Below are 23,273 nucleotides of genomic sequence, written 5' to 3'. Positions count from 1 at the left end.
AAAAGAACAGACCGCCTGTATGGAAGGAGGAGTTCATGCAAACGGCCAACGGGCGCGCAACGCGCCCTTGCACCCATTTCCCTTGCTGTTGCGCGCCCGGTGCCGGCCGATGACGGGGCTTGTCCTTCAGTTCGGCACGAGCCGTTTCCTCCAGGCCCATGCGGACCTCTTCCTGCACGAGGCCCGCGAGGCCGGACAGGACGTGCCGCCGGTCGTCATCGTCCAGACCTCGGGCTCGGCCGAGCGGGCCGGCCGGCTTGCCGCCTTCGCCGATCCCGCCGGTTTCCCGGTCGTCATCCGCGGCCTTGAGAACGGCGCGCCGGTCGAGCGCCGTGTGGCCGTGAGAAGCGTTTCGCGCGGCCTTTCGACCAGCCGCGACTGGGCCGAGGTCGTTGATCTTTTCGCGGGCGAGGCGGACTTCATCCTCTCCAACACGGGCGATGCCGGCTATGCGGCCGACCCGGACGAGGCCGCCAAAGGCCTTGCGCTCGACGCGCCGCTCGCCTCCTTCCCCGGCAAGCTCCTCCAGCTTCTCCACGCCCGCTGGCAGCGCGGCGGCCGTCCGCTGACGGTGCTGCCCTGCGAACTCGTCAACCGCAACGGCCCGGTGCTGAAGGCCATCGTCCGCGACCTCGCGGTAACGGCCGGCGCCTCCGCGGATTTCCTGCACTATCTCGACGAGGACGTCCTCTTCGCCAACACGCTGGTCGACCGCATCGTCTCCGCGCCGCTGGAACCGGCCGGCGCCGTCGCCGAGCCCTATGCGCTCTGGGCGATCGAGCGCGCGCCGGGCCTGCGCCTGCCCTGCGAGCACCCCTCCATCGTTCTGACCGACGATCTCGAACCCTTCGAGCGGCTGAAGCTGCACATCCTCAACCTCGGCCATACCGTGCTTGCCGAAATCTGGCGGCGCGAGGGCCGGCCGGAGGGCGAGACCGTGCGGGAAATCCTCGCCGACCCCGCCGTCGCCCCGCGCCTTGCCGCGATCTACGCCGACGAGGTCCTGCCGGGTTTTGCCGCCCACGGCATGGAGGACGCGGCGCGCGCCTACGTCGCCACCACCATGGACCGCTTCCGCAATCCCTATCTCGACCACCGCATCGCCGACATCGCCGGCAACCATGCGCTGAAGGTCGAGCGGCGCATCGCCGCCTTCCTCGACTGGGCGGGCACGCCCGCCCCCATCCTTTCCTCCATCGTTTCCGGGCAGAGGGCGGCGGCATGACCTACCAGTTCGATTTCTCCGCCCTCCTGCCCTACTGGCCGCTCTTCCTGGAGGGCGTCTGGCTCACGCTGAAGCTCTCGGCGCTCGCAACGATCTTCGGCTTCGTCGTCGGCACGCTCTGCGCCGTCGCGCGGGCGGAGGGCCCGCGCTGGCTGAAGACGGTGGTGGCGATCTATGTCGAGATGATCCGCAACACGCCGCTGCTCGTGCAGATCTTCCTCGTCTATTTCGGCTTCGCCTCGCTGGGGCTGAAGGTGACGGCGAACACCGCCGCCGTCGCGGCCCTCGTCGTCAATGTCGGGGCCTATACCTGCGAGATCGTGCGCGCCGGCCTCGAATCGATCCACAAGTCGCAGCTCGAAGCCGCCGAATGTCTCGGACTGACGCGCACGCAGACCTACTGGCACGTCATCGTCCGACCGGCCATCGAGCGCGTCTATCCGGCGCTCACCAGCCAGTACGTGCTGCTGATGCTCGCCTCCTCGATCACCTCGCAGATCTCCGCCGAGGAGCTGACGGCGGTCGCCAACCGCATCCAGTCGGACACGTTCCGCTCCTTCGAGACCTATATCGTCACCGGGGTGCTCTACATCATCCTGTCCTTCGTGGTGCGGCTCGCCTTCACCCTCTTCGCCCTCGTCATCTTCCCGCGCCGGCGCAAGCTCGGCACGGCCATCTGAGGGGGAACCGGACATGTCGCTCACACCCGTCCATATCGAGTTCATCGCCACCGGCGCGCTCTGGACCGTCGGCCTTTCGGCCATCGCCTTCGTCGGCGGTTCCATCCTCGGCTTCGCGCTGGCGCTCGCCCGCATCTCGCCGGTCCCGTTCGTCCGGCGCTGCGCCGGCACCTATATCCAGATCGTGCAGGGCACGCCGCTGCTCGTCACGCTCTTCCTCTTCTATTTCGGCCTTGCCGTCGTCGGCTTCGACAGCCTGCCGGCCATCGTCGCGGCCGGCCTCGGCCTCGTCATCTATTCCTCCGCCTTCCTCGCGGAGATCTGGCGCGGGTGCCTCGAATCCGTGCCGAAGACCCAGTGGGAGGCGGCCGAATGCCTGGCGCTCACCCGCTGGCAGCGCATGGTGCGGGTGATCCTGCCGCAGGCCATGCGCATCGCCACGGCCCCGACGGTCGGCTTCCTCGTGCAGATCGTCAAGAACACCTCGCTCGCCTCGGTCGTCGGCTTCGTCGAGCTCGCCCAGGCCGGCAAGCTGGTCAACAACACGATCTTCGAACCCTTCACGGTCTTCATCGTGGTCGCCGCCTTCTACTTCGTCATCTGCTACCCCCTCTCGGCCTGGAGCCGCAGCCTGGAAAGGAAACTCAATGCCGGCCGTCGTTAGCCTCAGCAATGTGCACAAGAGCTTCGGGGCCCTGCAGGTCCTCAAGGGGGTCAGCTTCGACGTCGCCGCCGGCGAGGTGGTCGCGGTGATCGGCGCATCGGGCTCCGGCAAGTCGACGGCGCTGCGCTGCATCAACGCGCTGGAGACCATCGACAGCGGCGAGATCGTCGTGTGCGGCCACAAGGTCCACGACCCGGAGCTCGACCGGCGGGCGCTTCGCCGCGACGTCGGCATCGTCTTTCAGAGCTACAACCTCTTCCCGCACCTGACGGTGGCGCAGAACATCATGCTCGCCCCGACCTGCGTGAAGGACATGGGCAAGGCCGAGGCCCGCCGGCTCGCAGAGGAAGTGCTGGCGAAGGTCGGCCTTGCCGAAAAGGCCGACAACTACCCCGAGCAGCTTTCCGGCGGCCAGCAGCAGCGCGTGGCCATCGCCCGCTCGCTCGCCATGCAGCCGAAGCTGATGCTCTTCGACGAGGTGACCTCGGCGCTCGACCCCCAGCTCACCGGCGAGGTGCTGCGCGTCATGGAGGACCTCGCCCGCGGCGGCATGAGCATGATCCTCGTGACCCACGAGATGGCCTTCGCCCGCAAGGTGGCGAGCAAGGTGATCTTCATGCACCAGGGCAAGGTCTGGGAGACCGGCCCCGGCGCGATGCTCGCCAACCCGCAGACGAAGGAACTCGCCGAGTTCCTCAGCAACGACCTTTGACCCATCGCAACGTCTCAAGGAGGAGATAGACATGAAACGCAGAACCCTGATGACCAGCGCCCTGGCGCTCGCCGTCTTCGCGGCCGTCCCGGCACTCGCCGTCGCCGACACGCTCGACGACATCAAGGCCCGCGGCACGCTGCGCGCGGCCATCGACCTCGGCTCGCCGCCCTTCGGCATGCAGGATGCCAACATGCAGCCGACCGGCTCGGAAGTGGAAAGCGCAAAGCTCCTCGCCGACCATCTCGGCGTCAAGCTCGAGATCGTCGAGGTGACGAGCCCCAACCGCATCCCGTTCCTGCTCACCAACAAGGCCGACGTCGTCGTCGCCTCGCTTTCCATCAGCGAGGAGCGCAAGCAGGTGATCGACTTCGCCGATCCGCACGGCGTCATCCAGGTCATCGCCGCCGCGCCGAAGGACGTCGACATCAAGAGCGTCGAGGACCTGAAGGGCAAGGACGTCGCCACCACCCGCGGCACCACCAACGACAAGGAAGCCACGACCCAGGCGAAGGACGCCAACATCGTGCGCTACGACGACGACGCGACGCTCGTGACCGCCCTCGTCTCCGGCCAGAACAACATCATGATCTCCGCCCCGCAGATCATGAACGCCGTCAACGAGCGCCGCACGAACGACCCGCTGGAGGTCAAGTTCGTGCTCAAGGTCAACCCCTACGCGGTCGGCCTGCGCAAGGGCGAGGACGCCCTGAAGGCGGCCATCAACGACTGGGTCAAGACGGACCTTGCCAACGGCAAGCTGAACGCGATCTACAAGAAGTACAACAACGTCGACCTGCCGGCGGAAATGCCGAAGCCCTGACGAAAGAACGGGGCGGCTGTGCGGGCCGCCCCGCCAACGCGATCCCGAAACCTCTCTTTCGTCATGGTCGGGCTTGACCCGACCATCCATCAGTCTTCGAGGAGAATGGATCCTCGGGTCAAGCCCGAGGATGACGCAGGGGGTGGGACACGGATCGACACCATACCGGAGCGGCCGATACGCGGCCGCTCCCCATACCTCCCAAGGACAGGACCCCATGAAAGCGCTCCTCTGCGAAGAACCCGGCCGCCTCTCCCTCGTCTCCCGCCCGGCGCCCGTGCGCGGGGAGGGCGAGGTTCTCGTGCGCATCCGCCATGTCGGCATCTGCGGCACGGATTTCCACATCTTCGCCGGCAAGCATCCCTTCCTGGAATATCCGCGCGTCATGGGCCACGAGCTCTCCGGCACGGTCGAGGCGGCGCCCGAGGGCAGCCGCCTCAAGGCGGGCGAGCCTGTCTATATCGTGCCCTATCTTTCCTGCGGACAGTGCCACGCCTGCCGCAAGGGCCTCACCAATGCCTGCCAGTCGATCCGCGTGCTCGGCGTCCATTGCGACGGCGGCATGGCCGACTATGTGTCGGTGCCCGAAAGCAATGTCGTTCCGACCGGCAACATCGCGCTGGAAGACGCCGCGATGATCGAGTTCCTCGCCATCGGCGCGCACGGCGTCAAGCGCGGCAATATCGCTGCCGCCGACCGCGTGCTCGTCACCGGCTCCGGTCCCATCGGCATGTCGGCGATCATCTTCGCCAAGGCGCGCGGCGCGAACGTCACCGTCATGGACACGCGCACCGACCGCCTCGCCTTCGCCGCCGACCGGCTCGGTGCCGACGCCACGCTGCTGGCAGACGCGTCCGCCGAGGCGGAGGTGAATCGCCTCACCGGCGGCGACGGTTTCGACGTGGTGATCGACGCCACCGGCAATGCCGGCCCCATCGAGCGCGGCTTCGGCTTCCTCGCCCACGGCGCGCGCTATGTGCTGCTCTCCGTCGTGCGGCAGGACATCACCTTCTCCGACCCGGAATTCCACAAGCGCGAGGCGACGCTTTTTGCGAGCCGCAACGCCCAGCCCGACGATTTCGCCGAGGTGGTGCGGCAGATCGAGGCCGGCAAGGTGCCGACCCGCGCACTCAACACCCATCGCGGCCGCCTGGAAGACGGCGCCGCATTGCTGGTAGAATGGGCCCGCCCCGAGGCGGGCGTGATCAAGGCCATCCTGGAGGTCTGAGCCATGAACGCGAAGAAGACGCTGCGTCTCAATCCCGAGGACAATATCGTCGTGGCGATCGCCGACCTGCCGGCCGGCAGCGCCGTGGAGGGCGAGATCGTCACCCGCGCCCGCGTGCCGCGCGGCCACAAGACGGCGAGCCGCTTCATCGCGACGGGCGAGCCGATCCGCAAGTTCGGCCAGGTGATCGGCTTTGCCAGCACCGATATCGAGCCCGGCGACTGGGTGCACGAGAAGAACGTCACCATGGGCGAGGATTTCGACCGCGACTACGCCTTCGCGAGCGAGGCCCGCCCGCCGGAAGGCCCGCGCACGGACGAGACGCCCGCCTTCTTCGAGGGCTACAAGCGCGCCGACGGGCGCGCCGGCACGCGCAACTATATCGGCATCCTCTCCTCGGTGAACTGTTCGGCCACCGTCGTCGACTATGTCGCCGACGAGATCAACCGCTCCGGCATCCTCGACGATTATCCGGGCATCGACGGCATCGTTCCGCTGCCGCACGGACAGGGCTGCGGCATGGCCGGGCGCGGCGAAGCCTTCGACGTGCTCTCGCGCACGCAATGGGGCTATGCCAGCCACCCGAACTTCGCCGCCGTGCTCCTCGTCGGCCTCGGCTGCGAGGTCTTCCAGATCCCGCGCATGAAGGACACCTACGGCATCGCCGAGGGCGACCATTTCCAGTCGCTGACGATCCAGGAGATCGGCGGCACGCGCAAGGCGGTCGAGGCGGGCGTGGCGCGCATCCGCGAGATGCTGCCCTTCGCCGCGCGGTCGAAGCGCGAGCCCATCTCCGCCTCGGAACTGACGCTCGCCCTGCAATGCGGCGGTTCGGACGGCTATTCGGGGCTGACCGCCAACCCGGCACTCGGCTTTGCCGCCGACATGCTGGTGCGCCAGGGCGGCACCGCGATCCTCTCCGAAACGCCGGAGATCTACGGCGCCGAACACCTGCTCACCCGCCGCGCCGAGAGCGCCGAGGTGGGGCAGAAGATCGTCGACCTCATCCACTGGTGGGAGGACTACACCAGCCGCAACGGCGGCGAGATGAACAACAACCCCTCCCCCGGCAACAAGGCCGGCGGCCTCACCACCATCCTGGAAAAATCGCTCGGCGCCGTCGCCAAGGGCGGCACCTCGACGCTGCGCGGCGTCTACCGCTATGCCGAGCGCATCGACCGCAAGGGCTTCGTCTACATGGACACGCCCGGCTACGACCCCGTGGCGGCAACGGGCCAGGTCGCGGGCGGCGCGAACGTCCTCTGCTTCACCACCGGGCGAGGCTCGGCCTACGGCTGCAAGCCCGTGCCCTCGATCAAGCTCGCCACCAACAACGAGCTCTACGCCCGCATGACCGACGACATGGACATCAACTGCGGCGACGTCATCGACGGCGTGCCGCTGGAGGTGAAGGGCCGCGAGATCTTCGAGGCGATCCTTGCCATTTCCTCCGGCAAGCCCTCGAAATCCGAGCTGCTCGGCTACGGCCGCAACGAGTTCGTCCCCTGGCAGATCGGCGCCGTCATGTAACCCCCGCCGCCGGCAGGCGACCTGCCGGCGAAACCGCAACGGCCGAGGCCGCATCAGGTCGCCCAATCCATTGTGGCAATGGCGCAACTACGGCATAAACATGACAACAATTGTCATGAATATAATTGCGGGAGCATAAACATGATGGAATAAGTCGCGAGGATCTAAAACCGCAGATCGACGCGACCGGCCTATTCGACCGCCGCCGCACGGTCATCGGCACCCTGAAGTATACGTGGTGAGGCCTTGACGACGATATCCTCCCGGGACGGTGAGACCGCTTTCCGGCCGCAGGGCCTGAAGGCGGTCTTTTCCGGCGAGCATGCCTGGTGCGGCGAGAAAATGATGCTCTCGGCGGATCTCGAGGGCGCCGTGCCGCTTGGGGACTTCCTGGAGGGGGACGGGTTTTCCAGGACGCTGGACCGCTATGCGGAAAGCCACGGCAAGGCCGACCGGCGCGCGGCCGCATCCTTCTGGTCGCTCTATTATTTCTCGGCGCTGACCATTCCCTATGTCGTGGCCCGGCGGGCGGAGACGCGCCTTCCCGTCGCCTTCGATGAGATGACCATCGCGCTCGGGGAGGACGGGCTGCCGCGCGCCTTCGGCCTGCCGCACGAGGGCGACTGGAGCGAGGGCGAGGACCTTCTTAACGTCGTGACGCCGCTGGTGGATTGCCACCTTTCCCGCGCCGTCGCCCTCCTCAAGGAAAAGTCCGGCATCGCGCCGAAGCTCGCCTGGAACAATGCCGCCGTCTATATCGACTATGCCTTCAACGTGACGGACCGCACGCCGGCGGACGGCGACGACTACTGGCCCTCGCGCCCGCTCTTCGACTGCCCGCTGCTCGGCAACGGCAGCCGCAATCCCTTCCACGGCTGCCTGCGCCACGAGAGGGAGGAAGGCACCGTCCATTGTCGCCGCAAGGTCTGCTGCCTGCGCTACATGCTGCCCGGCATTCCGGGCTGCGGCGAGCTCTGCGCCCTCCCGGAACTGAGAAAACAATGATCCTGCGTTTTGCCGCCCTCCTCGCCGCCGCCTTCCTATTCGCCGCCCTGCCCGCCCGCGCCGAGATCCGCTATCCGCTGACCGTCACGGACGCCGTCGGCCGCGAGGTCACCATTCCGGCTGAGCCGAAGGCGGTGCTGCTCGGTTCGGGCTTCAATCTCGTGGCGCTCTCGCTCATCCACCCCGATCCCGTCAGCCTGCTCGCGGGATGGGCGAACGACATAAAGGGCGACAATCCGGCGATCTACGAGCGCTTCCGCGAGAAGTTCCCGGCCATCGCGAAGGTCCCGGTCATCGGCGACGGCATCACCGTCTCCTTCGAGGCGGTCCTGTCGCTCAAGGCGGACCTTGCGATCCTTGCGAACTGGCAGGCCGAAACCGACCTCGGCAAGCAGGCGATCGCCTATCTCGAGCAAAGCGGCGTGCCCGTCGTGGTGGTCGATTTCAACAGCGACGCGCTGGAGAACACGGCGGACAACATGCGCCTGCTCGGCCGCGTGCTGAACCGCGAGGACGAGGCCGATGCCTTCGCCGATTTCTACGAGGCGCGCCTGAAGCGGATACGCGAGCGGGTCGCGGCCCATCCCGAGCCCGGCCCCACGGTGGTGATGGACGCCTTCCCGAACCCCGAGCGGTGCTGCTTCGCCTACGGCACCGGCGGGCTCGGCGCCTTCATCGCCATCACCGGCAGCCGCAACATCGCCGAGAGCCTGCCGCCGCAGGGCGGCACCGTCAGCGCGGAATTCATCGTCGCGGCCGATCCCGAGGTCTATATCGCCACCGCCTCGCCGGGCGGCATCTACAGCGGCTTTTCCGTCGGCCCGGGCGTCGATCCGGCCGAGGCGCGCGCATCGCTCGCCCGCGCCGTGGAAAACCCTTTCCTCGCCAATCTGAAGGCGGTCAAGAACGGGCGCGTCCATGGTCTGTGGAACTTCTTCAACGCCGTGCCGCTCAACATCCTTGCGGCGGAAGCCTTCGCGCACTGGCTGCGCCCGGAGATCTTCGCCGATGTCGATCCGGACGAGACGATGAAGGAGATCAACACCCGCTTTGCCGCCGTGCCCTTCGAGGGCGCCTACTGGATCAGCCTTTCGGGGCAGTGAAGGGGCGATCCCGCGCCTCAATCATTCCGCGAGGGCGAAAAATAAAATCCGGGCTACGCCGCTGTTTTGATGCGATTAAATCGATATCGGCAATGTCGTTTCCGGCCTGCCGTGAAATAAATACCTTGCAGAATGCGGGAAAAATACCTACCTTCCCGGTATCGAACTTTGCTAGTGACCTTTGTCTATCGCTTCGGCGAGCCGGTCAGATTTCCTCTCATCGTCGATCTATCCGCGGCAATACCTGCCGCTTCCTCCAACGATTGAAAGGATATCGTTATGAATTCAGGCACCGTCAAGTGGTTCAACAGCACCAAGGGTTTCGGCTTCATCGCGCCCGACAACGGCACGAATGACGTGTTCGTTCACATTTCGGCCGTCGAACGCTCCGGTCTCGGCAGTCTCGCCGAAGGCCAGAAGGTGAGCTACGACATCGTCCAGGATCGCCGCTCGGGCAAGAGCTCGGCCGACAACCTGCGCGCCGCATAAGGATTGTTGCCCCTCTCGCTGACCACGGATGTACTGGCAGCAAGACGGAGAGCGACAGGAGAGGTCGGGGTAACGCCCGGCCTTTTTGTTTCCGGCGTCAGGGATTGAAGGACAGGCTCATGAGCCAGAAGACCTATGCGGTCGGCGACACGGTGACGCTCAAGACCGACCTCTTCCGCTCCGGCGATGCCGGACGCGATTGCAGGATCGTCGCGATCCTTCCGGCCGACCACGGCGAAGTGCAGTACCGGATCCGGATCGGCACCGAGACGCACGAGCGAAGGGTCGTCGCCAGCGACATCGACGCCCCGCCGGGGGCTGCGGACGAGCCGGCGAAGACTACGGCGCCGAAGCGCTTGCAGGGCGAGCCCTGGCTCAAGCCCGCGAGCATCCGCGTCAGGAAATAACCACAGGAAAGCGGCACGGCCGCATGGAAAGGATATGTTTTGCAGGTTCTCGTCAGGGAAAACAATGTCGAACAGGCCATCCGGGTTCTGAAGAAGAAGATGCAGCGGGAGGGGCTCTTCCGCGAGATGAAGGCGCGCAGCGCCTATGAGAAGCCTTCCGAGAAGAGGGCGCGGGAAAAGGCTGAAGCCATCCGCCGGGCACGCAAGCTCGCCCGCAAGAAGGCGCAGCGCGAAGGCCTGCTGCCCGGCCCCAAGAAGAAAGCGCCCGCCGGCCGGGCCCGCTAGGCGGCCGGACATGCCATGCCAGGGAGACCGTAGATGACCACCGCCACACGAGAGCAGTTCTTCAAGCCGGCGAAAACCAGCGCCGCGGCGAAGGCGGAAGAAACCAATTCCGTCGCCAAGGGCATCATCGCCCAGGAGACCGCTGCGCGGGACAAGAAGACGGAAAAGCTGAGGGCGCTGCGGCTGGCAAAAGAAGCCGCGACGCCGACGCCCCTGCCGACGAAGAAGCGGAAGTAACCGGCCCTATTCCCGGCCCCGCAGGCCTTGCGAAAGCGGCGCAGCATCCCGGCTGCGCCGATGGAACGCATTGGGGCCCTTTTGCGCCGTCTAGCCGCCCCCCTCTCCTGAAGCCAGTTGCGCGATGCCGCCGAGGGCGAAATTCGCCAGGCGGCTTGCGAGCACCTCGTTGCTGACATTGGCGCGGGCGAGCGGCGGCATCACCTCCGACAGCCGCTTTTCGGCGATCAGCAGCATGAAACAGGGCGCGAGGATCGAAAAGACCGACTGGGCGACGAGCGGGTGATCTATGGAAACGCCCATGATCCCGGCGACGACGCCGAAGAGGAGCGCCTTCTTCGGCTCCAGCTCCTCGCGCCGCAGCTTCTCGAAATGCGGCGTCGGCGAGATCAGCTCGCGCACGATCACCTTCGCTGGCCAGGACGCATCGCCCTGCGAGCGCACCACGCGCACGAGAAGGCCGATCAGGCGCCGCAGCCTGTCCTTCGGGTCCGTGTCGGCGGAGGCGGCGCGCGCAAGGCTCTGATAGCTGACGAGGCGGCGGTGCGCCTCGGCCAAGACCTCCTCGTAGAGCGGCGCGATCCCCCCGAAATGATAGTTGACGGCGGCGGCATTGGCGCCGGCGCGAAGGGCGATCGCCTTGGCCGTCGCCCCGTCGAAACCGCATTCGGCGAACACCGCGCCGGCCGCCTCCAGCAGGCTTGCCCGCGTCGCCGCGCCATCCGGCCGCGGCCCGGAAACCGACGACCGTCTTGGACCTCGCGCCATATTCCTTCCTCTCCGTACAAATTCAAATCTAGATTTCAAATTTGGATTTGACAATCCCTTCCGATCGTCCTTAGGCTAGGGAACAGAACCCCGCCCCGGAGGCGAAACGGAATGAAGCGTCTCATCGTCGTCGCACTCCTCATCGCCGCGCTTGCCGCCGGCGCCTGGTGGTATCGGCACCGCGACAGCGGGCCGGCGGAGCTCGTCCTCTATGGAAACGTCGACTTCCGGCAGGTGACGCTCGCCTTCAACGGCAGCGGGCCGGTGGCCGAGGTCCTCGTCGAGGAGGGCGCCGCGGTCAAAAAGGGAGAGGTCATCGCCCGGCTCGACACCGGCAGGATCCGCCCGCAGATCGATCAGGCCCTTGCCCAGGTGGACGCCCAGCAGGCAAGCCTCACCCGCCTGAAGAACGGCAGCCGGCCGGAGGAGATCGCCCAGGCACGCGCCAACCTCGCCGCCGCGGAAGCGGAAGCCGCCAATGCGCGCCTGCAACTGGAGCGCCAGAGCGCGCTCGTGCCGCGCGCGGCCGTCAGCCAGCAGGCGCTCGACAACGCCCGCTCGAACGCGGCGGTGGCGGAAGCCAAGGTCGTCGCGACGCAGAAGGCGTTCGACCTTGTCGTCGCCGGGCCGCGGGCGGAGGACATCCAGCAGGCCGCCGCGCAGTTGCGGGCCGCCGAGGCGCAGGTCGCGCTTCTGAGGGCCGAGCTTGCCGATGCCGATCTCAAGGCCCCGGTGGACGCGGTCGTGCGCTCCCGGCTCATCGAGCCCGGCGAGATGGCCTCGCCGACGCGCGCCGCCTTCTCGCTCGCCACCGTCAGTCCGAAATGGATCCGCGCCTATGTCTCGGAAACGCAGCTCGGGCAGATCCACCCCGGCATGAAGGCCGAGGTCCTGGTCGATTCGCTACCCGGCCGCACCATACCCGGCTGGATCGGCTTCATCTCCTCGGTCGCCGAGTTCACGCCCAAGACCGTCCAGACGGAGGAGCTGCGCACCAGCCTCGTCTTCGAGGTGCGCGTCTTCGTCGAGGACCCGGACAACGTGCTGCGCCTCGGCATGCCCGCCACCGTGCGCCCGCTGGCCGGCGACACGGCGCCGGCCGCCGCGCAACAGGGCGGGTGAGAGACGATGGAGGACCGCCCGCTCTCCCTTGTCGCGCGGGACCTGCGCAAGAGCTTCCGCCGCGACGCGAAGGAGACGGTCGAGGCGCTCGGCGGCATATCGCTCACCGTCCGCAAGGGCACGCTGACGGCGCTCGTCGGCCCCGACGGCGCCGGCAAGACGACCCTTCTGCGGCTGGCGAGCGGGCTGATCCTTCCCGATAGCGGCAGCCTCACGGTCGTCGGCCTCGACGTGGCGGAAAAGCCGCAGGCCGTGCAGGACCGGATCGGCTACATGCCGCAGCGCTTCGGCCTCTACGAAGACCTTAGCGTGCAGGAGAACCTCGACCTTTACGCCGATCTCAACGGCGTTTCCCCCGCCGAGCGCCGGACGGTCTATCCGCGCCTCTTCGAGATGACGCAGCTCGGCCCGTTCAAGGACCGCCCGGCGGGCAAGCTCTCCGGCGGCATGAAGCAGAAGCTCGGCCTTGCCTGCACCCTGGTCCGCGCGCCCGAACTCCTGCTGCTCGACGAGCCGACGGTCGGCGTCGATCCGCTTTCGCGGCGCGAATTGTGGGAGATCGTGTTCAAGCTGATCCGCGAGGACGGCCTTTCCGTCGTCGTCGCCACCTCCTATCTCGACGAGGCGGAACGCTGCGAGCATGCGGTGCTGATGCATGCGGGGGAAATCCTCGCCGAAGGCCCGCCGGCGGAGATCACGGCGAAGGCGGACGGCTGCTGCTTCCTCGTCAAGGGACCGGAAGGCGTTCCGGCCCGCTCGCTACAGGCCCGCCTCTTCGCCCTTCCCGGCGTCGTCGACGCCGTGCCGGAGGCCGGGCGCGTGCGCATCGTGCGCCGGCCGGACCGGCTGGAGGAGCCGCTGACGCTCGAAGGCCTCCAGCTCGAAACGGAGCCGACCGGGGCCCGCTTCGAGGATGCCTTCATGATGCTGTTCGACAGCGTGGCGGGGGAGCGGGATCACACGAGCCCCGCGCCGCTTGCCGCAAGCCCGGAGAACGCGGCGGACGGGACGGTCGTCGAGGTGCGCGACCTCGTGCGCAAATTCGGCGATTTCACCGCCGTCGACCATGTCACTTTCAGCGTCCGCCGCGGCGAGGTCTACGGGCTTCTGGGGCCGAACGGCGCGGGCAAGAGCACGACCTTCCGCATGCTCTGCGGCCTCCTGCCCGCCACCGCCGGCACGCTGCGGGTGGCCGGCAACGATCTCCTCAAGGCGGGCGCGAAGGCGCGCGAACGCCTCGGCTACGTCGCCCAGAAATTCTCGCTCTACGGCCAGCTCACGGTCGGGGAGAACCTCGAATTCTTCGCCAGCGCCTACGGGCTGCGCGGCAATCGCAAGAAGGAGCGGATCGCCACGCTGACGGCGGCCTTCGAGCTCGAACGCTTCCGCGACCTGCCGAGCGGCCAGCTTCCCGGCGGCTTCCGGCAGCGCCTCGCGCTGGCCGCAGCCCTCCTGCACGAACCCGACATCCTCTTCCTCGACGAGGCGACGAGCGGGGCCGATCCCCTCGCCCGCCGGCAGTTCTGGGGGCGCATCACCGCCCTTTCGGAACAGGGCGTGACGGTCATCGTCACGACCCATTTCATGGAGGAGGCGGAATATTGCGACCGGGTGATCATCCTCGATGCCGGCCGGAACCTTGCGGAAGGAACGCCCGTCGAGATCCGCGAGCGCGCCGTCTCCGGTAAAACCGCGCCCTCGATGGAAGAGGCCTTCATCGCCATCGTCGAGCGGGAGCGGGCAAAGCGGACGGAGAAGGCCGCATGAGCGCCCCCCGCACCATGGCCGGCGGCTTTGCCGGTCTTTTGCGGCGGACGCGGGCGCTGATCCGCAAGGAAACGCGCCAGCTCCTGCGCGATTTCAGCAGCATCGCGATCGGCATCGTCATGCCCGTGACGCTGCTCGTCCTCTTCGGCTACGGCATCAACCTCGATGTCAGGAACGTGCCCGTCGCCGTGCTCATGGAAGACGATTCCGCGCCGGCGCGGGGCGTTGCCGCCGCCTTCGAGCTCTCGCCCTACTTCTCCACCCAGCGCGTGCGCACGATGAACGATGCCGAGCGCATGCTGATGGCCGGCGACGTGCGGGCCATCGTGCGCATCCCCTCCGACTTCGCCCGCAGCATCGATCTCGGCGCGGCCGACGTGCAGCTGATCATCAACGGCGCCGATGCCAACACGGCGCGCATCTCGCTCGGCTATGCGCAGGGCGCGGTCGCGACATGGGCGGCCAAGGAGGCCGAGCGCACCGGCAACGCGGGCGCTGCCGGCGGCATCGCCGTCGAACCGCGCCTCTGGTTCAACGAGGCGAACGACAGCAGCTATTTCCTCGTGCCCGGCCTGATCGTGCTGGTCATGACGCTGATCGGCGCGCTTCTTACCGCGCTGGTGATGGCGCGCGAATGGGAGCGCGGCACCTTCGAGGCGCTTTTCGTGACGCCCGTGCGCTCGGCCGAGATCCTTCTCGGCAAGACCGTGCCCTATTTCGTCCTCGGCCTGATCGGCCTTGCGCTTTGCGTTGTCGGCAGCAAGCTGCTGTTCGGCGTGCCGCTGCGCGGCTCGCTCGTCATCCTCACCCTCGTGTCGATGCTCTATCTCCTCGTCGCGCTCGGGCTCGGCCTCGTCATCTCCTCGGCCACGAAGAGCCAGTTCGTGGCAAGCCAGGTGACGGTGCTCGTCACCTTCCTGCCGGCCATGATGCTCTCCGGCTTCATGTACGATCCGCGCAGCATGCCGCTCGCGGTGCAGGCGATCACCTATGTCTTCCCGGCACGCTATTTCGTGACCCTGCTCCAGACGCTCTTCCTGTCCGGCAACAACTGGAGCGTCATCCTGCCCAATGCGGCGGTGCTTGCCGGCATGGCGGCGGCGCTCCTGGCGCTCGCCGTGCGCCTCACCCGCAAGAGGATCGCGTGATGATCGTGTCGCTCCTGCGCATCCTCACGCTCATCCGCAAGGAACTGCTCGTCCTCCTGAAGGACCCGAAGAGCCGGGCGAGCCTCATCCTGCCGCCGATCCTGCAATGCCTGATCTTCGGCTATGCGGCGACCTACGACCTCAACAGCGTGCCCTATGCGCTGGTGGACCAGGACCGCAGCGCCGCCTCCATCGCGCTCGTCGCAAAACTTGAGGGCTCCGGCATCTTCCGGCGCGAGGGCACGTTCGCGCGGATGACGGAGGCCGTGCCGCAGCTCGATGCCCGGCGCGCGCTGCTCATCGTCGTCATCGGGAACGGCTTCGAGCGCAACCTCGAGACCGGCGTGCCCGCCCCCGTGCAGGTGATCGCGGACGGCAGGAACTCCAACACCAGCGGCATCGCCCAGAGCTATGCCGGCGCCATCATCGGCGATTTCGCCGCCGCGTGGCGAGCCGAAAGAGGCTTTCCCGCCGCCGGCGTGACGGTCTCGACGCGCGCCTGGTTCAACCCGCAACTGGAGACCCGGTGGAGCATGATCCCGTCGCTGATCGGCACCATCACCATGATGATGACCATGATGCTGACGGCGATGTCGGTGGCGCGCGAGCGGGAGGAAGGCACGTTCGACCAGCTCCTTGTGGCGCCCTTCACGCCGACGGAGATCATGATCGGCAAGGCCGTCCCCTCCATGATCGTCGGCATCACCCAGGCCTCGGCGGTGCTGCTCGTCGCGCTCTTCTGGTTCAAGATCCCCTTCGCCGGATCGTTCTTCACGCTCTATGCGGGCCTTGCCCTGTTCCTTGCCGCGGCCATCGGCTTCGGCCTGTTCCTCTCCTCGCTCGCCGGCAACATGCAGCAGGCGATGATCCTCGCCTTCGTCTTCCTGATGCCCTTCATGCTGCTGTCCGGCCTCATGTCGCCCACCGAGAACATGCCGGCTGTCCTGCAATACCTGACGATGATCAATCCGCTGACCTATGCGATCCGCATCACGCGCGTCGTCTATCTGGAAGGCGGCCGCTTCGCCGAACTCTTGCCCGACATGCTGGCCCTCGTCGCGATTGCCGCCGTGACGATGCCGTTTGCCGCCTGGATGTTCCGCCACAGGCTGAATTAGGGCGGCCCGCGGGAGGAACCTTCGCCGATGCCGGCCGGTTAGTATCCCGAAAGGAGAACCGACATGGCTATCGCAAAACCGAAGGACGGCGCTGCCGGCACCACCGAGCAATCCCCGCGCTGGGAAGGGCCTGAGGAGAGCCGGCCCCGCGGCTATCTGCCGGCGAAGGACGACCCGGACAGGAACCCGGACGCCGTGGGCGAGACCAACCGCAACCCCGAGCGCAACCGCCCCTCGGACGCCCTGAAGACGCGGAAATGACGGGAAAGCGTCACCCGATCTCGATATCCGCGCAGAGCGGAAGATGATCGGACGCGCGGCGGGCGAGCGGGCTGCCGTGGACGAAGGTCCTGTGCACGCCGAGCCCGTCGCCAAGCAGGATATGATCGATCCGCAGCAGCGGCAGGCGTGAGGGAAAGGTCGCCCTGAGCTTCCCGCCGGCTTCGACCTGGGCATCCCTGAGACGCCGCGCCAAAAGCCGGTAAGAGGCCGAACGCGGGATTGCGTTGAGATCGCCGGCAAAGACGATGCGCGCATCCTCCGGCATGTCCGCGCCCAGCCAGCCCGGCCCGAGCAGCACCTCCGCCTGCCTGACGCGCTCGGCGCCGAAAAGGCCGAGATGCGTGACGAAGACCTGGAGCCTTGCTTCTTCGAGCGGGACCTCCACCCAGAGCGCCCCCCGCGGCTCGCCGCGCGACGGCAGGGCGCCGGCCTTGACGAGGCGCGTCGGCAGCGCCGTCAGGAGGGCATCGCCATAGCGCTCTTCTTCAAGATGCAGCGCCGGATGGAAATGCGAGACCATCTGCAGATGGCCGGCGATCGCCTGCGCCTGGTCGATGCCGCCGCTGCGGGCGCGCGCGACGTCTACCTCCTGCAGGGCGACGATATCCGCCTCGCATTCGGCGATCACATCCGCGATGCGGCCTGGGTCGAGCTTCCGGTCCGTGCCGAAACAACTGTGCACATTATAGGTCACGATCCTGAGCCGCCTGCCCATGCCTTCCTCTCGTTCCGCCTGTGCCACGGGAACACGAAAAGCCTCCATTTCGTTCCCTTGCGACAGTCCAAGGAGACGGCATGAACCGAACCCATATCCTTCACGCGCTCCTCGCAGGCGCGACCCTCCTCGGCGGTTGGCTGATCTACCGCACGCTCGGCCAGTATTCCTGGGAAGACATCCGCAGTTCCGTCCTTGCCATTCCGAGGCTGAACCTTTGCCTCGCGCTCGCCTTTGCGGCCGGCTCCTATCTCTGCCTGACATTCTTCGATTTCCTTGCCCTCCATTATGTCGGCAAGCCGCTCTCCTATCCCCGCGCCGCCATCGCCTCCTTTTCAAGCCTTTCCCTCGGCCACAATATCGGCGTGGCGGGCCTCAGCAGCGGCGCGGTGCGCTACCGCTTCTATTCCCGCTGGGGCCTCGATGCGGGGGAGGTCGCCAGGCTGGTCGTCTTCTGCGGCGTGACGGTGGGGCTGGGGCTGGTAACGCTTGCCGGGCTGTGCCTGCTCGTCCTGCCCGGCACCGCCGGCAAGGTGGCCGGGCTCGGGACGGCGGCCTCCGTCGCGCTCGGCATCGCCTGCCTTGCGGCAAGCGCGGCCTATGTGGCGCTCGCCGCCTTCCTGCGCGGCGAGATCAAGGTGTGGAAATGGCGCTTCGGCCTGCCGGCGCCGGGCATCGCCGCCTTGCAGATCCTCGCCGGAACGGTGAACTTCGCGCTCGTCGCCGCCTGCCTTCACCAGCTTCTGAACGGCGATGTCGGCTACCTGGAAACGACGGCCGCCTATGTCGTCGGCAACCTGACGGCGCTCGTCAGCCATGTGCCGGGCGGGCTCGGCGTGCTGGAGGCGACCATCGGTTTCCTGCTCGGCAGCGCGACGTCGATCGGCGCGCTGATCGCCTTCCGCGTCGTCTACTTCTTCATTCCGCTGCCGCTGGGGCTCGCCTGCCTGCTGGCCGGCGAGGTGCTGGCCGCAAACGGGGAGACAGCACGCCTGCGCGACAACCCGAACTGATGGCGCAGGCGCCCGGCCCAGGCGGACAGAGGCCACCAGGGCGCGGCGGGATCGACGATGCCCGTGCCGGGGACGGGGACGATCGCGCCCCTTCCCTTCGCATCGCGGAACGGCTGCAGGCCGCGCTCGCCTGTGTTGAACGCATCGATGGCCCTGCCGAGATGGCCGCCCGCGCGCACGGCGGCACCGAAGGCTTCGGCGTCCGCATCGAGATGTTCCGCCAGCAGCCGGTCGCGCAGCATGACGATGCTGCGGCGCTCGGCATCCGTGCGCGCCTCGACGGCGATGTCGAGTTCCGTGTCCAGCCCTTCGCTGCGCTGGTTGATATTGGAGGAACCGATGCGCAGGAAGAGATCGTCGACGATGACGAGCTTGGAATGCACGACGATCTCCTGCTTCGTGCCGTCGGGCTTCGGCACCACGGGATAGAAGGCGCGCATCCGGCCGTGCCGGTCGCATCGGCTGAGGCGGCGGATGAGGCGGTCGCGGTTGATGCCGAGGACGAGGCGCTCGATGAGCCCGTGGGAACTGAGCGTCGAAACGATGACGACCTCCGGCCCGTCCGGCTCGGCAAGCCGCTCGCACAGCACGTCGCAGACCTTGGGCGAAGCGAAATACTGGCTTTCGATATAGATATGGCGGCGGGCGACCCTGAGGGCGGCAAGGGTGAGGTCCGCCGCCTCGCGCACCGCCGGTCGCCCGCGGATGGCGGGCTCCGTGCGCGCGAAGGCGACGTCCACCTTCGTCATGTCCGGGACTTGCCCGTCGAAGCAGATATCCGTGGGCGCATCGGGCGCCGGCACCGCCTCGTCCGTGGCGAAGAGCCAGCGACGACGGGCGATGTCGCCGGCAAGCCGCGCGGCCTGCCCGTCGAGGGCCACCTGCATGTCGTGCACCGGATCGTAACGCTTGCCGCCCGGCATGGTGCGGCGGGGATCGCCCGCCCGATGGTCGGGGGTGTCCCAGCGCTTGGCGGTAAGATCGATGCCGCCGACGAAGGCGACGCGGTCGTCCACCACGACGAGCTTCTGGTGATGCGAGCCCCGGAGCGGATGGCGGCTGTCGAAGGCCAGCACGATGCGCGGATGGGAGGACCAGCGGCGCTTGCGGAACATCTTCAGCGACTTGCCCGAATAGATTGGCCCCATCGCCCAGACGAGCACGCGCACGACGATTTCCGGCCGCTCCTCCACCAGCTTCAGGAGGAAGGCGCCGAGGGTCGGGGACTGCGGCTCATCGGGCCGCATGCGGATATCCGGGTTGAAGTCCCAGCCGACGATCCACACTTCGCGCCTCGCCTGCGCCAGCGCCGTCTCCAGCGCCTCGAAATAGGCCTGGCCGTCGATGAGCACGCGAAGCCGGTCGGCCGAAGCGACGCGCCAGACATTCCGCCCGGGCTGGACGATGGAATTTGTACCGCTCAACGAAAACCCTCCGGTTGCACTCTCGGCGCCGGGTCCCGAAAGACTGATCGCCCTGCGCGGGAATTCGCGGAATGCGGTTTTGGTTCCGCCGTGGGTCAGGCGGAACCGGCGCGGATCATGGAAAAGTAATCGTCGCCCCCGACCTGGCCGCCCTTGAGGGCGATTTCCAGCCCGTCGGCAGCCCCGCCATGGGCAATGCAGAGCGGCGAACCGGGGGTCTGGGGCAGCGGCATCTTCAGGGTGAGGGCGGAGATATCCATTTCGCCGAGCGCATGGCTGGACGTATCCCCGCCGGCGACGACGGCGCGGGAAAGGCCGGCGCGCGCGACGAGTTCCGCCTGGATGCGCCCGAGCGCCCGGCCGAGCCGGTGGCGCGCGCCGGAAGCCGCATCGAGTTCGCCGCCCCGGTCGGCCGCGGGGCCGAGCGCGGTATAGAGCACGACGCTGCGCCCGCTTTCGAGGACGCGCAGCCCCGCTTCGACGGCCTTGTCGATGGCCCCCTCCGCTCCCTCGCCGGTGAGGGCGAGCGGATCGACCGGAATGCCGTCGAAGCCGTTGGCAAGGGCGTGGCGGATCTGGCGCTCGGTGGTGGGCGAGACGCTCCCGGAGACGACGGCGATGCGGTCGACAGGCCCGGCAGCCGGAAAGGCCGGCTTCCCGCCGATCAGCCCCGCCTGCCGCCATGCGGAGATGAGGGCATATTCCACGCCGGAGGAGCCGCAGACGAACCGGCCTTCCGCACGAAGCGTCTCCCATACCAGCCTGCCGGCCGCCGCCTGCGTCGCCGCGTCGAGCACGTCGAGAAGCAGGATGTCGGCCGCTTCCGGCTCCGCCTTGCCGGAGAGCGCGACGACGTCCATCAGTGCCGAGGTCAGCGAGGTCTGGCGCGCAAGATGCAGCAGCAGGTTGGCCTCGTCCATCGGCGTGACCGGATGGCGCGACATGACCGGATGCCGGTCGATGCGGTAGTTGCGGCCCTGATAGGCGGCGAAGAGCTCGCCGAAGGCGGTATAACGGCGGATCTGCGGCGCGCCGACGATGAGCGGCACGGTCGCTTCCCCGAAGACCTGCCGGCCGATCTCGATGGCCCGGCCGATATTGCCGACATGCGGGGCCGAATCGAAGGTCGAGCAAACCTTGTAGTGGCAGAGCTCCGCATCCAGCGTCTTCAGCCAGCCGAAGGCCTCGCGAAGATGGACGTCCATCCAGCCCGGCGTCTCGCTGCGGCTGGTGCCGGCAAGGCCGAAGGCGCGCGCGCCGGAAAAGCGCGACAGGAGGTCCGCATCCGGCACCTTCAGGAAGAGCACCGTTTCCACGCCGTTGGAGGCGAGCGCTTCCATCACGTCGGTCGAGCCGGTGAAATCGTCGCCGTAATAGCTGATCAGCGGCCGCGCCATGGTTCAGGCTCCCTTGCCGTCGGCGAATTTTGCGAGCGACTGCGCCAGTTCCGGGTGATCCTTCGCATAGGTTCCGAGCGGCACACCGGCGGACGCCGCCTCCCAGGCCTGCCTGACCGCCTTCACCCCCGCCCCCGGCCCGCCCGGATGGCTGACGATGCCGCCGCCGCACAGGTAGAGAAGGTCCATCGATCCGCCCGTCGCGGCGATGGTATCGGGTGCCTGCCCGCCCCACTGGCCGGAGCAGACGACCGGCAGCGCCACGTCCCCGCCCGAAAACAGCGGCGTCGTGACGGCCTTGTAGGAGCGCACGAAGCTCTCGTCCGGCTCCCAGTATTTCACACGGATGCCGTTGATCTGGAACTGGTCGACGCCGAGCAGCCGCCAGAACTGCTGCCAGACGGAGAACTCGAAGCCGAGCCCGGCATGGCGCGTGAGGAGGTCCCAGCCGTTGCGGTGCGCGTGCAGCACGAGGCCGGAGCGCTTGCGCAGGAAGGCGAGGCCGCCGAAGCCGACGGAGGCGATGTTGACGACGGCGCAATTGCCGCCCGCCTCCAGCACCGTGTCGTGGTTGCGCATCATCTCGTCCGGATCGGCATGGCTGATGCCGAAGGCATACATCACCTTCTTGCCGGTCTTCTGCTCGCGGTCGCGGATCTTCGGCATGATCGCCGCCACCCGGTCCTTGAGCGGCGAATAGGCCGGGCTCATCAGCTTCTCGTCGTCCTTGATGAAATCGACGCCCGCCTCGATCAGCTCGCCGACCATCTCCGCCGTCTCGTGCGGGCGAAGGCCGAGCGCGGGCTTGACGATGCTGCCGATGATCGGCCGGCCCTTCACACCCGTCAGCGCGAAGCTGCCCGCAACGCCGAACTGCGGGCCGGGATGGGCGGCGGAAAATTCCTGCGGCAGCTTCATGTCGACGATGCGGATGCCCGTCAGCCCCTTGATGGAGAAGACGCCGCCGATGGCGATGGTCATCAGCGCGGAAAGGTCGGTGCCGACGGCATCCATCGGGAAATCGATATCGACATCCGCGCGGTTGAACCGCGTGGCGCCGCCCGCCTCGTCCGGAAAGGATGCATGGCTCCCCGGCGGCAACGGGCGGATGGCGGCGACGCGCGCGGCGACGCGCGCCTTCAGCTCTTCCGTCTCGCCCGGCAGCGCGACGAAGGTGCCGGTCGACTGGTCGCTGGCGATCTTCTTCGCCATGGCCTCCACCGAACCGGGCGTCTCTATCCGATAGGTCAGACGGATCACGTTTTCTCCTCCCGCAGCCGGGTCTTGCCGCTTGTTAAAACAGGACAACTGGTATAATGAGTATTTATGTTATTGCAAGCCGATTGCGGTGAAAGTTGTTGCGGCGAGGCCTATTGCTGCATATTCAAATCCGACGAAATCAGGTGAACCATGAACGTCGCTTCCGAACCGATCGTCCGCAAGAAACTCTCCGACGAAGTCTTCGCCCGGCTGAAGCACATGATCGAGACCGGCGAACTGAAGGCCGGCGACGACATGCCCTCCGAGCGCGAGTTGATGGAGCGCTACGGCGTCGGCCGCCCGGCGATCCGCGAGGCCATGCAGGCGCTCGCCGGCAAGGGCCTCGTCGAGATCTCGCAGGGCGAGCGCGCCAAGGTGCTGCGCATCACCGCCGAGACGATCATCCGGCAGGTCGACCTGCCGGCCAAGCTGATGCTCTCCGGCTCCTCCGACACGCTGGAGCACCTGAAGAGCGCGCGCATCTTCTTCGAACGCGGCATGATCCGTGAGGCGGCGGGCAAGGCGACGCCCGAGGATATCGCGAACCTCAAGGCTCTCCTCGACAAGCAGAGGCAGAGCCTCGGCGATGCGGATGCCTTCATCGACGCCGACATGGAGTTCCACCAGTCCATCGCCGCCATTTCCGGCAATCCGATCTTCGCGGCCGTCAGCGGCGCGATGCTCGGCTGGCTGAAATCCTACCACACCGAAATGCTCATCTGGACGGGCCGCGAGAACGTCACCCTCGCCGAGCACGAGGAGATCATCCGCGCCCTTGAAAAGGGCAATGCGGACCTGGCCGAAAAGGCGATGATCAAGCACCTCGAACGCTCCCGCGCGCTCTATGCCCTCAAGGGACAGAGTTAAGGCT

25 protein-coding genes are annotated in these 23,273 nt (G+C 67.3%); 20 read left to right on the top strand and 5 right to left on the bottom strand.

What is annotated here, in order from left to right; all coding sequences use genetic code 11:
- Positions 1–109: 109 nt before the first annotated feature.
- The 13 genes from HNQ66_RS11555 to HNQ66_RS11495 all read left to right on the top strand — a co-directional run bounded on the left by HNQ66_RS11555 (position 110) and on the right by HNQ66_RS11495 (position 10,388).
- Entirely contained in the window at positions 110–1,225 is a 1,116-nt protein-coding gene (locus HNQ66_RS11555) for a mannitol dehydrogenase family protein (protein WP_184144239.1), read from the top strand.
- A complete protein-coding gene (locus tag HNQ66_RS11550; RefSeq protein WP_184144237.1) occupies positions 1,222–1,905 on the top strand; it encodes an amino acid ABC transporter permease in 684 nt (227 codons plus the stop codon). Before HNQ66_RS11555 ends, HNQ66_RS11550 begins: the two co-directional genes overlap by 4 nt.
- 13 nt (positions 1,906–1,918) lie before the next feature.
- Positions 1,919–2,569, top strand: a complete 651-nt coding sequence (locus HNQ66_RS11545; RefSeq protein ID WP_184144235.1) for an amino acid ABC transporter permease — start codon at positions 1,919–1,921, stop codon at positions 2,567–2,569.
- Positions 2,553–3,281 (top strand): amino acid ABC transporter ATP-binding protein, encoded by a 729-nt coding sequence (locus tag HNQ66_RS11540; protein WP_184144233.1) that lies wholly within the window; start codon positions 2,553–2,555, stop codon positions 3,279–3,281. Before HNQ66_RS11545 ends, HNQ66_RS11540 begins: the two co-directional genes overlap by 17 nt.
- 31 nt (positions 3,282–3,312) lie before the next feature.
- Positions 3,313–4,104, top strand: a complete 792-nt coding sequence (locus HNQ66_RS11535) for a transporter substrate-binding domain-containing protein (RefSeq protein WP_184144231.1) — start codon at positions 3,313–3,315, stop codon at positions 4,102–4,104.
- Between the two features lie 217 nt (positions 4,105–4,321).
- Positions 4,322–5,332 (top strand): zinc-binding alcohol dehydrogenase family protein, encoded by a 1,011-nt coding sequence (locus tag HNQ66_RS11530; RefSeq protein WP_184144229.1) that lies wholly within the window; start codon positions 4,322–4,324, stop codon positions 5,330–5,332.
- Between the two features lie 3 nt (positions 5,333–5,335).
- Complete coding sequence (locus HNQ66_RS11525; protein ID WP_184144228.1) at positions 5,336–6,862, top strand: UxaA family hydrolase; 1,527 nt, start codon at positions 5,336–5,338, stop codon at positions 6,860–6,862.
- Between the two features lie 342 nt (positions 6,863–7,204).
- Positions 7,205–7,867 (top strand): siderophore-iron reductase FhuF, encoded by a 663-nt coding sequence (gene fhuF / locus HNQ66_RS11520; protein ID WP_184144287.1) that lies wholly within the window; start codon positions 7,205–7,207, stop codon positions 7,865–7,867.
- Positions 7,864–8,970: an ABC transporter substrate-binding protein gene (locus HNQ66_RS11515; protein ID WP_184144226.1), complete on the top strand. Its 1,107-nt coding sequence runs from the start codon at positions 7,864–7,866 to the stop codon at positions 8,968–8,970. The genes fhuF and HNQ66_RS11515 overlap by 4 nt, the downstream gene beginning before the upstream one ends.
- 279 nt (positions 8,971–9,249) lie before the next feature.
- Complete coding sequence (locus HNQ66_RS11510; protein WP_184144224.1) at positions 9,250–9,459, top strand: cold-shock protein; 210 nt, start codon at positions 9,250–9,252, stop codon at positions 9,457–9,459.
- Positions 9,460–9,578: 119 nt separating this feature from the next.
- Positions 9,579–9,866 carry a cold-shock protein gene (locus HNQ66_RS11505; RefSeq protein ID WP_184144222.1) on the top strand — a complete coding sequence of 96 codons (288 nt, stop codon included), beginning with the start codon at positions 9,579–9,581 and terminating at the stop codon, positions 9,864–9,866.
- 39 nt (positions 9,867–9,905) lie between these two features.
- A complete protein-coding gene (gene rpsU, locus HNQ66_RS11500; RefSeq protein WP_184144220.1) occupies positions 9,906–10,151 on the top strand; it encodes a 30S ribosomal protein S21 in 246 nt (81 codons plus the stop codon).
- A gap of 33 nt (positions 10,152–10,184) precedes the next feature.
- Positions 10,185–10,388, top strand: a complete 204-nt coding sequence (locus HNQ66_RS11495; RefSeq protein ID WP_184144218.1) for a hypothetical protein — start codon at positions 10,185–10,187, stop codon at positions 10,386–10,388.
- A 90-nt stretch (positions 10,389–10,478) separates the two neighbouring features.
- On the opposite strand, the gene HNQ66_RS11490 is transcribed toward HNQ66_RS11495, so the two are convergent.
- Positions 10,479–11,156 carry a TetR/AcrR family transcriptional regulator gene (locus HNQ66_RS11490; RefSeq protein WP_184144216.1) on the bottom strand — a complete coding sequence of 226 codons (678 nt, stop codon included), beginning with the start codon at positions 11,154–11,156 and terminating at the stop codon, positions 10,479–10,481.
- Positions 11,157–11,267: 111 nt separating this feature from the next.
- Between HNQ66_RS11490 and HNQ66_RS11485 the strand changes: the two genes are divergently transcribed.
- The 5 genes from HNQ66_RS11485 (at position 11,268) to HNQ66_RS11465 (ending at position 16,572) form a co-directional block, all read left to right on the top strand.
- Positions 11,268–12,278, top strand: coding sequence for an HlyD family secretion protein (locus HNQ66_RS11485; protein WP_184144214.1), 1,011 nt, complete (start codon positions 11,268–11,270; stop codon positions 12,276–12,278).
- Between the two features lie 6 nt (positions 12,279–12,284).
- A complete protein-coding gene (locus HNQ66_RS11480) occupies positions 12,285–14,045 on the top strand; it encodes an ATP-binding cassette domain-containing protein (protein ID WP_184144212.1) in 1,761 nt (586 codons plus the stop codon).
- Positions 14,042–15,193: an ABC transporter permease gene (locus HNQ66_RS11475; protein WP_246434282.1), complete on the top strand. Its 1,152-nt coding sequence runs from the start codon at positions 14,042–14,044 to the stop codon at positions 15,191–15,193. The genes HNQ66_RS11480 and HNQ66_RS11475 overlap by 4 nt, the downstream gene beginning before the upstream one ends.
- Positions 15,193–16,311 carry an ABC transporter permease gene (locus HNQ66_RS11470; RefSeq protein ID WP_184144210.1) on the top strand — a complete coding sequence of 373 codons (1,119 nt, stop codon included), beginning with the start codon at positions 15,193–15,195 and terminating at the stop codon, positions 16,309–16,311. The genes HNQ66_RS11475 and HNQ66_RS11470 overlap by 1 nt, the downstream gene beginning before the upstream one ends.
- Positions 16,312–16,380: 69 nt before the next feature.
- Positions 16,381–16,572 carry a hypothetical protein gene (locus tag HNQ66_RS11465; RefSeq protein WP_184144283.1) on the top strand — a complete coding sequence of 64 codons (192 nt, stop codon included), beginning with the start codon at positions 16,381–16,383 and terminating at the stop codon, positions 16,570–16,572.
- Positions 16,573–16,582: 10 nt separating this feature from the next.
- On the opposite strand, the gene HNQ66_RS11460 is transcribed toward HNQ66_RS11465, so the two are convergent.
- Entirely contained in the window at positions 16,583–17,308 is a 726-nt protein-coding gene (locus tag HNQ66_RS11460; RefSeq protein WP_184144208.1) for an endonuclease/exonuclease/phosphatase family protein, read from the bottom strand.
- 80 nt (positions 17,309–17,388) lie between these two features.
- On the opposite strand from HNQ66_RS11460, the gene HNQ66_RS11455 reads away from it, so the two are divergent.
- Complete coding sequence (locus HNQ66_RS11455) at positions 17,389–18,321, top strand: putative bifunctional lysylphosphatidylglycerol flippase/synthetase (RefSeq protein WP_184144205.1); 933 nt, start codon at positions 17,389–17,391, stop codon at positions 18,319–18,321.
- On the opposite strand, the gene HNQ66_RS11450 is transcribed toward HNQ66_RS11455, so the two are convergent.
- The 3 genes from HNQ66_RS11450 to oiaX all read right to left on the bottom strand — a co-directional run bounded on the left by HNQ66_RS11450 (position 18,219) and on the right by oiaX (position 22,402).
- Positions 18,219–19,745: a phospholipase D-like domain-containing protein gene (locus tag HNQ66_RS11450; RefSeq protein WP_184144203.1), complete on the bottom strand. Its 1,527-nt coding sequence runs from the start codon at positions 19,743–19,745 to the stop codon at positions 18,219–18,221. The two genes, HNQ66_RS11455 and HNQ66_RS11450, sit on opposite strands and share 103 nt — an antisense overlap.
- A gap of 95 nt (positions 19,746–19,840) precedes the next feature.
- Complete coding sequence (locus tag HNQ66_RS11445) at positions 19,841–21,142, bottom strand: four-carbon acid sugar kinase family protein (protein WP_184144201.1); 1,302 nt, start codon at positions 21,140–21,142, stop codon at positions 19,841–19,843.
- Positions 21,143–21,145: 3 nt separating this feature from the next.
- The gene (oiaX, locus tag HNQ66_RS11440) at positions 21,146–22,402 is read right to left on the bottom strand and encodes a 3-oxo-isoapionate-4-phosphate decarboxylase OiaX (protein WP_184144199.1); all 1,257 of its coding nucleotides are present in this window, start codon (positions 22,400–22,402) and stop codon (positions 21,146–21,148) included.
- 150 nt (positions 22,403–22,552) lie between these two features.
- Here oiaX and HNQ66_RS11435 point away from each other — a divergent pair, with 150 nt between their 5' ends.
- Positions 22,553–23,269: a transcriptional regulator NanR gene (locus HNQ66_RS11435; RefSeq protein WP_184144197.1), complete on the top strand. Its 717-nt coding sequence runs from the start codon at positions 22,553–22,555 to the stop codon at positions 23,267–23,269.
- Positions 23,270–23,273: the final 4 nt, after the last annotated feature.

This window comes from Shinella fusca (assembly GCF_014203155.1).
Taxonomy (GTDB): Bacteria; Pseudomonadota; Alphaproteobacteria; order Rhizobiales; family Rhizobiaceae; genus Shinella; species Shinella fusca.
Note: the sequence above shows the minus strand (reverse complement) of the source record. Positions and strands in the feature narration are given on the sequence as shown.

Excerpts from the sequence above, each read along its gene's own strand:
- HNQ66_RS11435 (WP_184144197.1), top strand. The coding sequence starts at position 22,553 with ATGAACGTCGCTTCCGAACCGATCGTCCGCAAGAAACTCTCCGACGAA.
- HNQ66_RS11510 (WP_184144224.1), top strand. The coding sequence starts at position 9,250 with ATGAATTCAGGCACCGTCAAGTGGTTCAACAGCACCAAGGGTTTCGGC.
- HNQ66_RS11550 (WP_184144237.1), top strand. The coding sequence starts at position 1,222 with ATGACCTACCAGTTCGATTTCTCCGCCCTCCTGCCCTACTGGCCGCTC.
- HNQ66_RS11460 (WP_184144208.1), bottom strand. The coding sequence starts at position 17,308 with ATGGGCAGGCGGCTCAGGATCGTGACCTATAATGTGCACAGTTGTTTC.
- HNQ66_RS11555 (WP_184144239.1), top strand. The coding sequence starts at position 110 with ATGACGGGGCTTGTCCTTCAGTTCGGCACGAGCCGTTTCCTCCAGGCC.
- HNQ66_RS11480 (WP_184144212.1), top strand. The coding sequence starts at position 12,285 with ATGGAGGACCGCCCGCTCTCCCTTGTCGCGCGGGACCTGCGCAAGAGC.
- HNQ66_RS11455 (WP_184144205.1), top strand. The coding sequence starts at position 17,389 with ATGAACCGAACCCATATCCTTCACGCGCTCCTCGCAGGCGCGACCCTC.
- HNQ66_RS11490 (WP_184144216.1), bottom strand. The coding sequence starts at position 11,156 with ATGGCGCGAGGTCCAAGACGGTCGTCGGTTTCCGGGCCGCGGCCGGAT.
- HNQ66_RS11470 (WP_184144210.1), top strand. The coding sequence starts at position 15,193 with ATGATCGTGTCGCTCCTGCGCATCCTCACGCTCATCCGCAAGGAACTG.
- HNQ66_RS11445 (WP_184144201.1), bottom strand. The coding sequence starts at position 21,142 with ATGGCGCGGCCGCTGATCAGCTATTACGGCGACGATTTCACCGGCTCG.
- HNQ66_RS11545 (WP_184144235.1), top strand. The coding sequence starts at position 1,919 with ATGTCGCTCACACCCGTCCATATCGAGTTCATCGCCACCGGCGCGCTC.
- HNQ66_RS11495 (WP_184144218.1), top strand. The coding sequence starts at position 10,185 with ATGACCACCGCCACACGAGAGCAGTTCTTCAAGCCGGCGAAAACCAGC.
- HNQ66_RS11515 (WP_184144226.1), top strand. The coding sequence starts at position 7,864 with ATGATCCTGCGTTTTGCCGCCCTCCTCGCCGCCGCCTTCCTATTCGCC.
- HNQ66_RS11475 (WP_246434282.1), top strand. The coding sequence starts at position 14,042 with ATGAGCGCCCCCCGCACCATGGCCGGCGGCTTTGCCGGTCTTTTGCGG.
- fhuF (WP_184144287.1), top strand. The coding sequence starts at position 7,205 with ATGATGCTCTCGGCGGATCTCGAGGGCGCCGTGCCGCTTGGGGACTTC.
- HNQ66_RS11535 (WP_184144231.1), top strand. The coding sequence starts at position 3,313 with ATGAAACGCAGAACCCTGATGACCAGCGCCCTGGCGCTCGCCGTCTTC.
- HNQ66_RS11505 (WP_184144222.1), top strand. The coding sequence starts at position 9,579 with ATGAGCCAGAAGACCTATGCGGTCGGCGACACGGTGACGCTCAAGACC.
- HNQ66_RS11540 (WP_184144233.1), top strand. The coding sequence starts at position 2,553 with ATGCCGGCCGTCGTTAGCCTCAGCAATGTGCACAAGAGCTTCGGGGCC.
- HNQ66_RS11525 (WP_184144228.1), top strand. The coding sequence starts at position 5,336 with ATGAACGCGAAGAAGACGCTGCGTCTCAATCCCGAGGACAATATCGTC.
- HNQ66_RS11530 (WP_184144229.1), top strand. The coding sequence starts at position 4,322 with ATGAAAGCGCTCCTCTGCGAAGAACCCGGCCGCCTCTCCCTCGTCTCC.
- HNQ66_RS11485 (WP_184144214.1), top strand. The coding sequence starts at position 11,268 with ATGAAGCGTCTCATCGTCGTCGCACTCCTCATCGCCGCGCTTGCCGCC.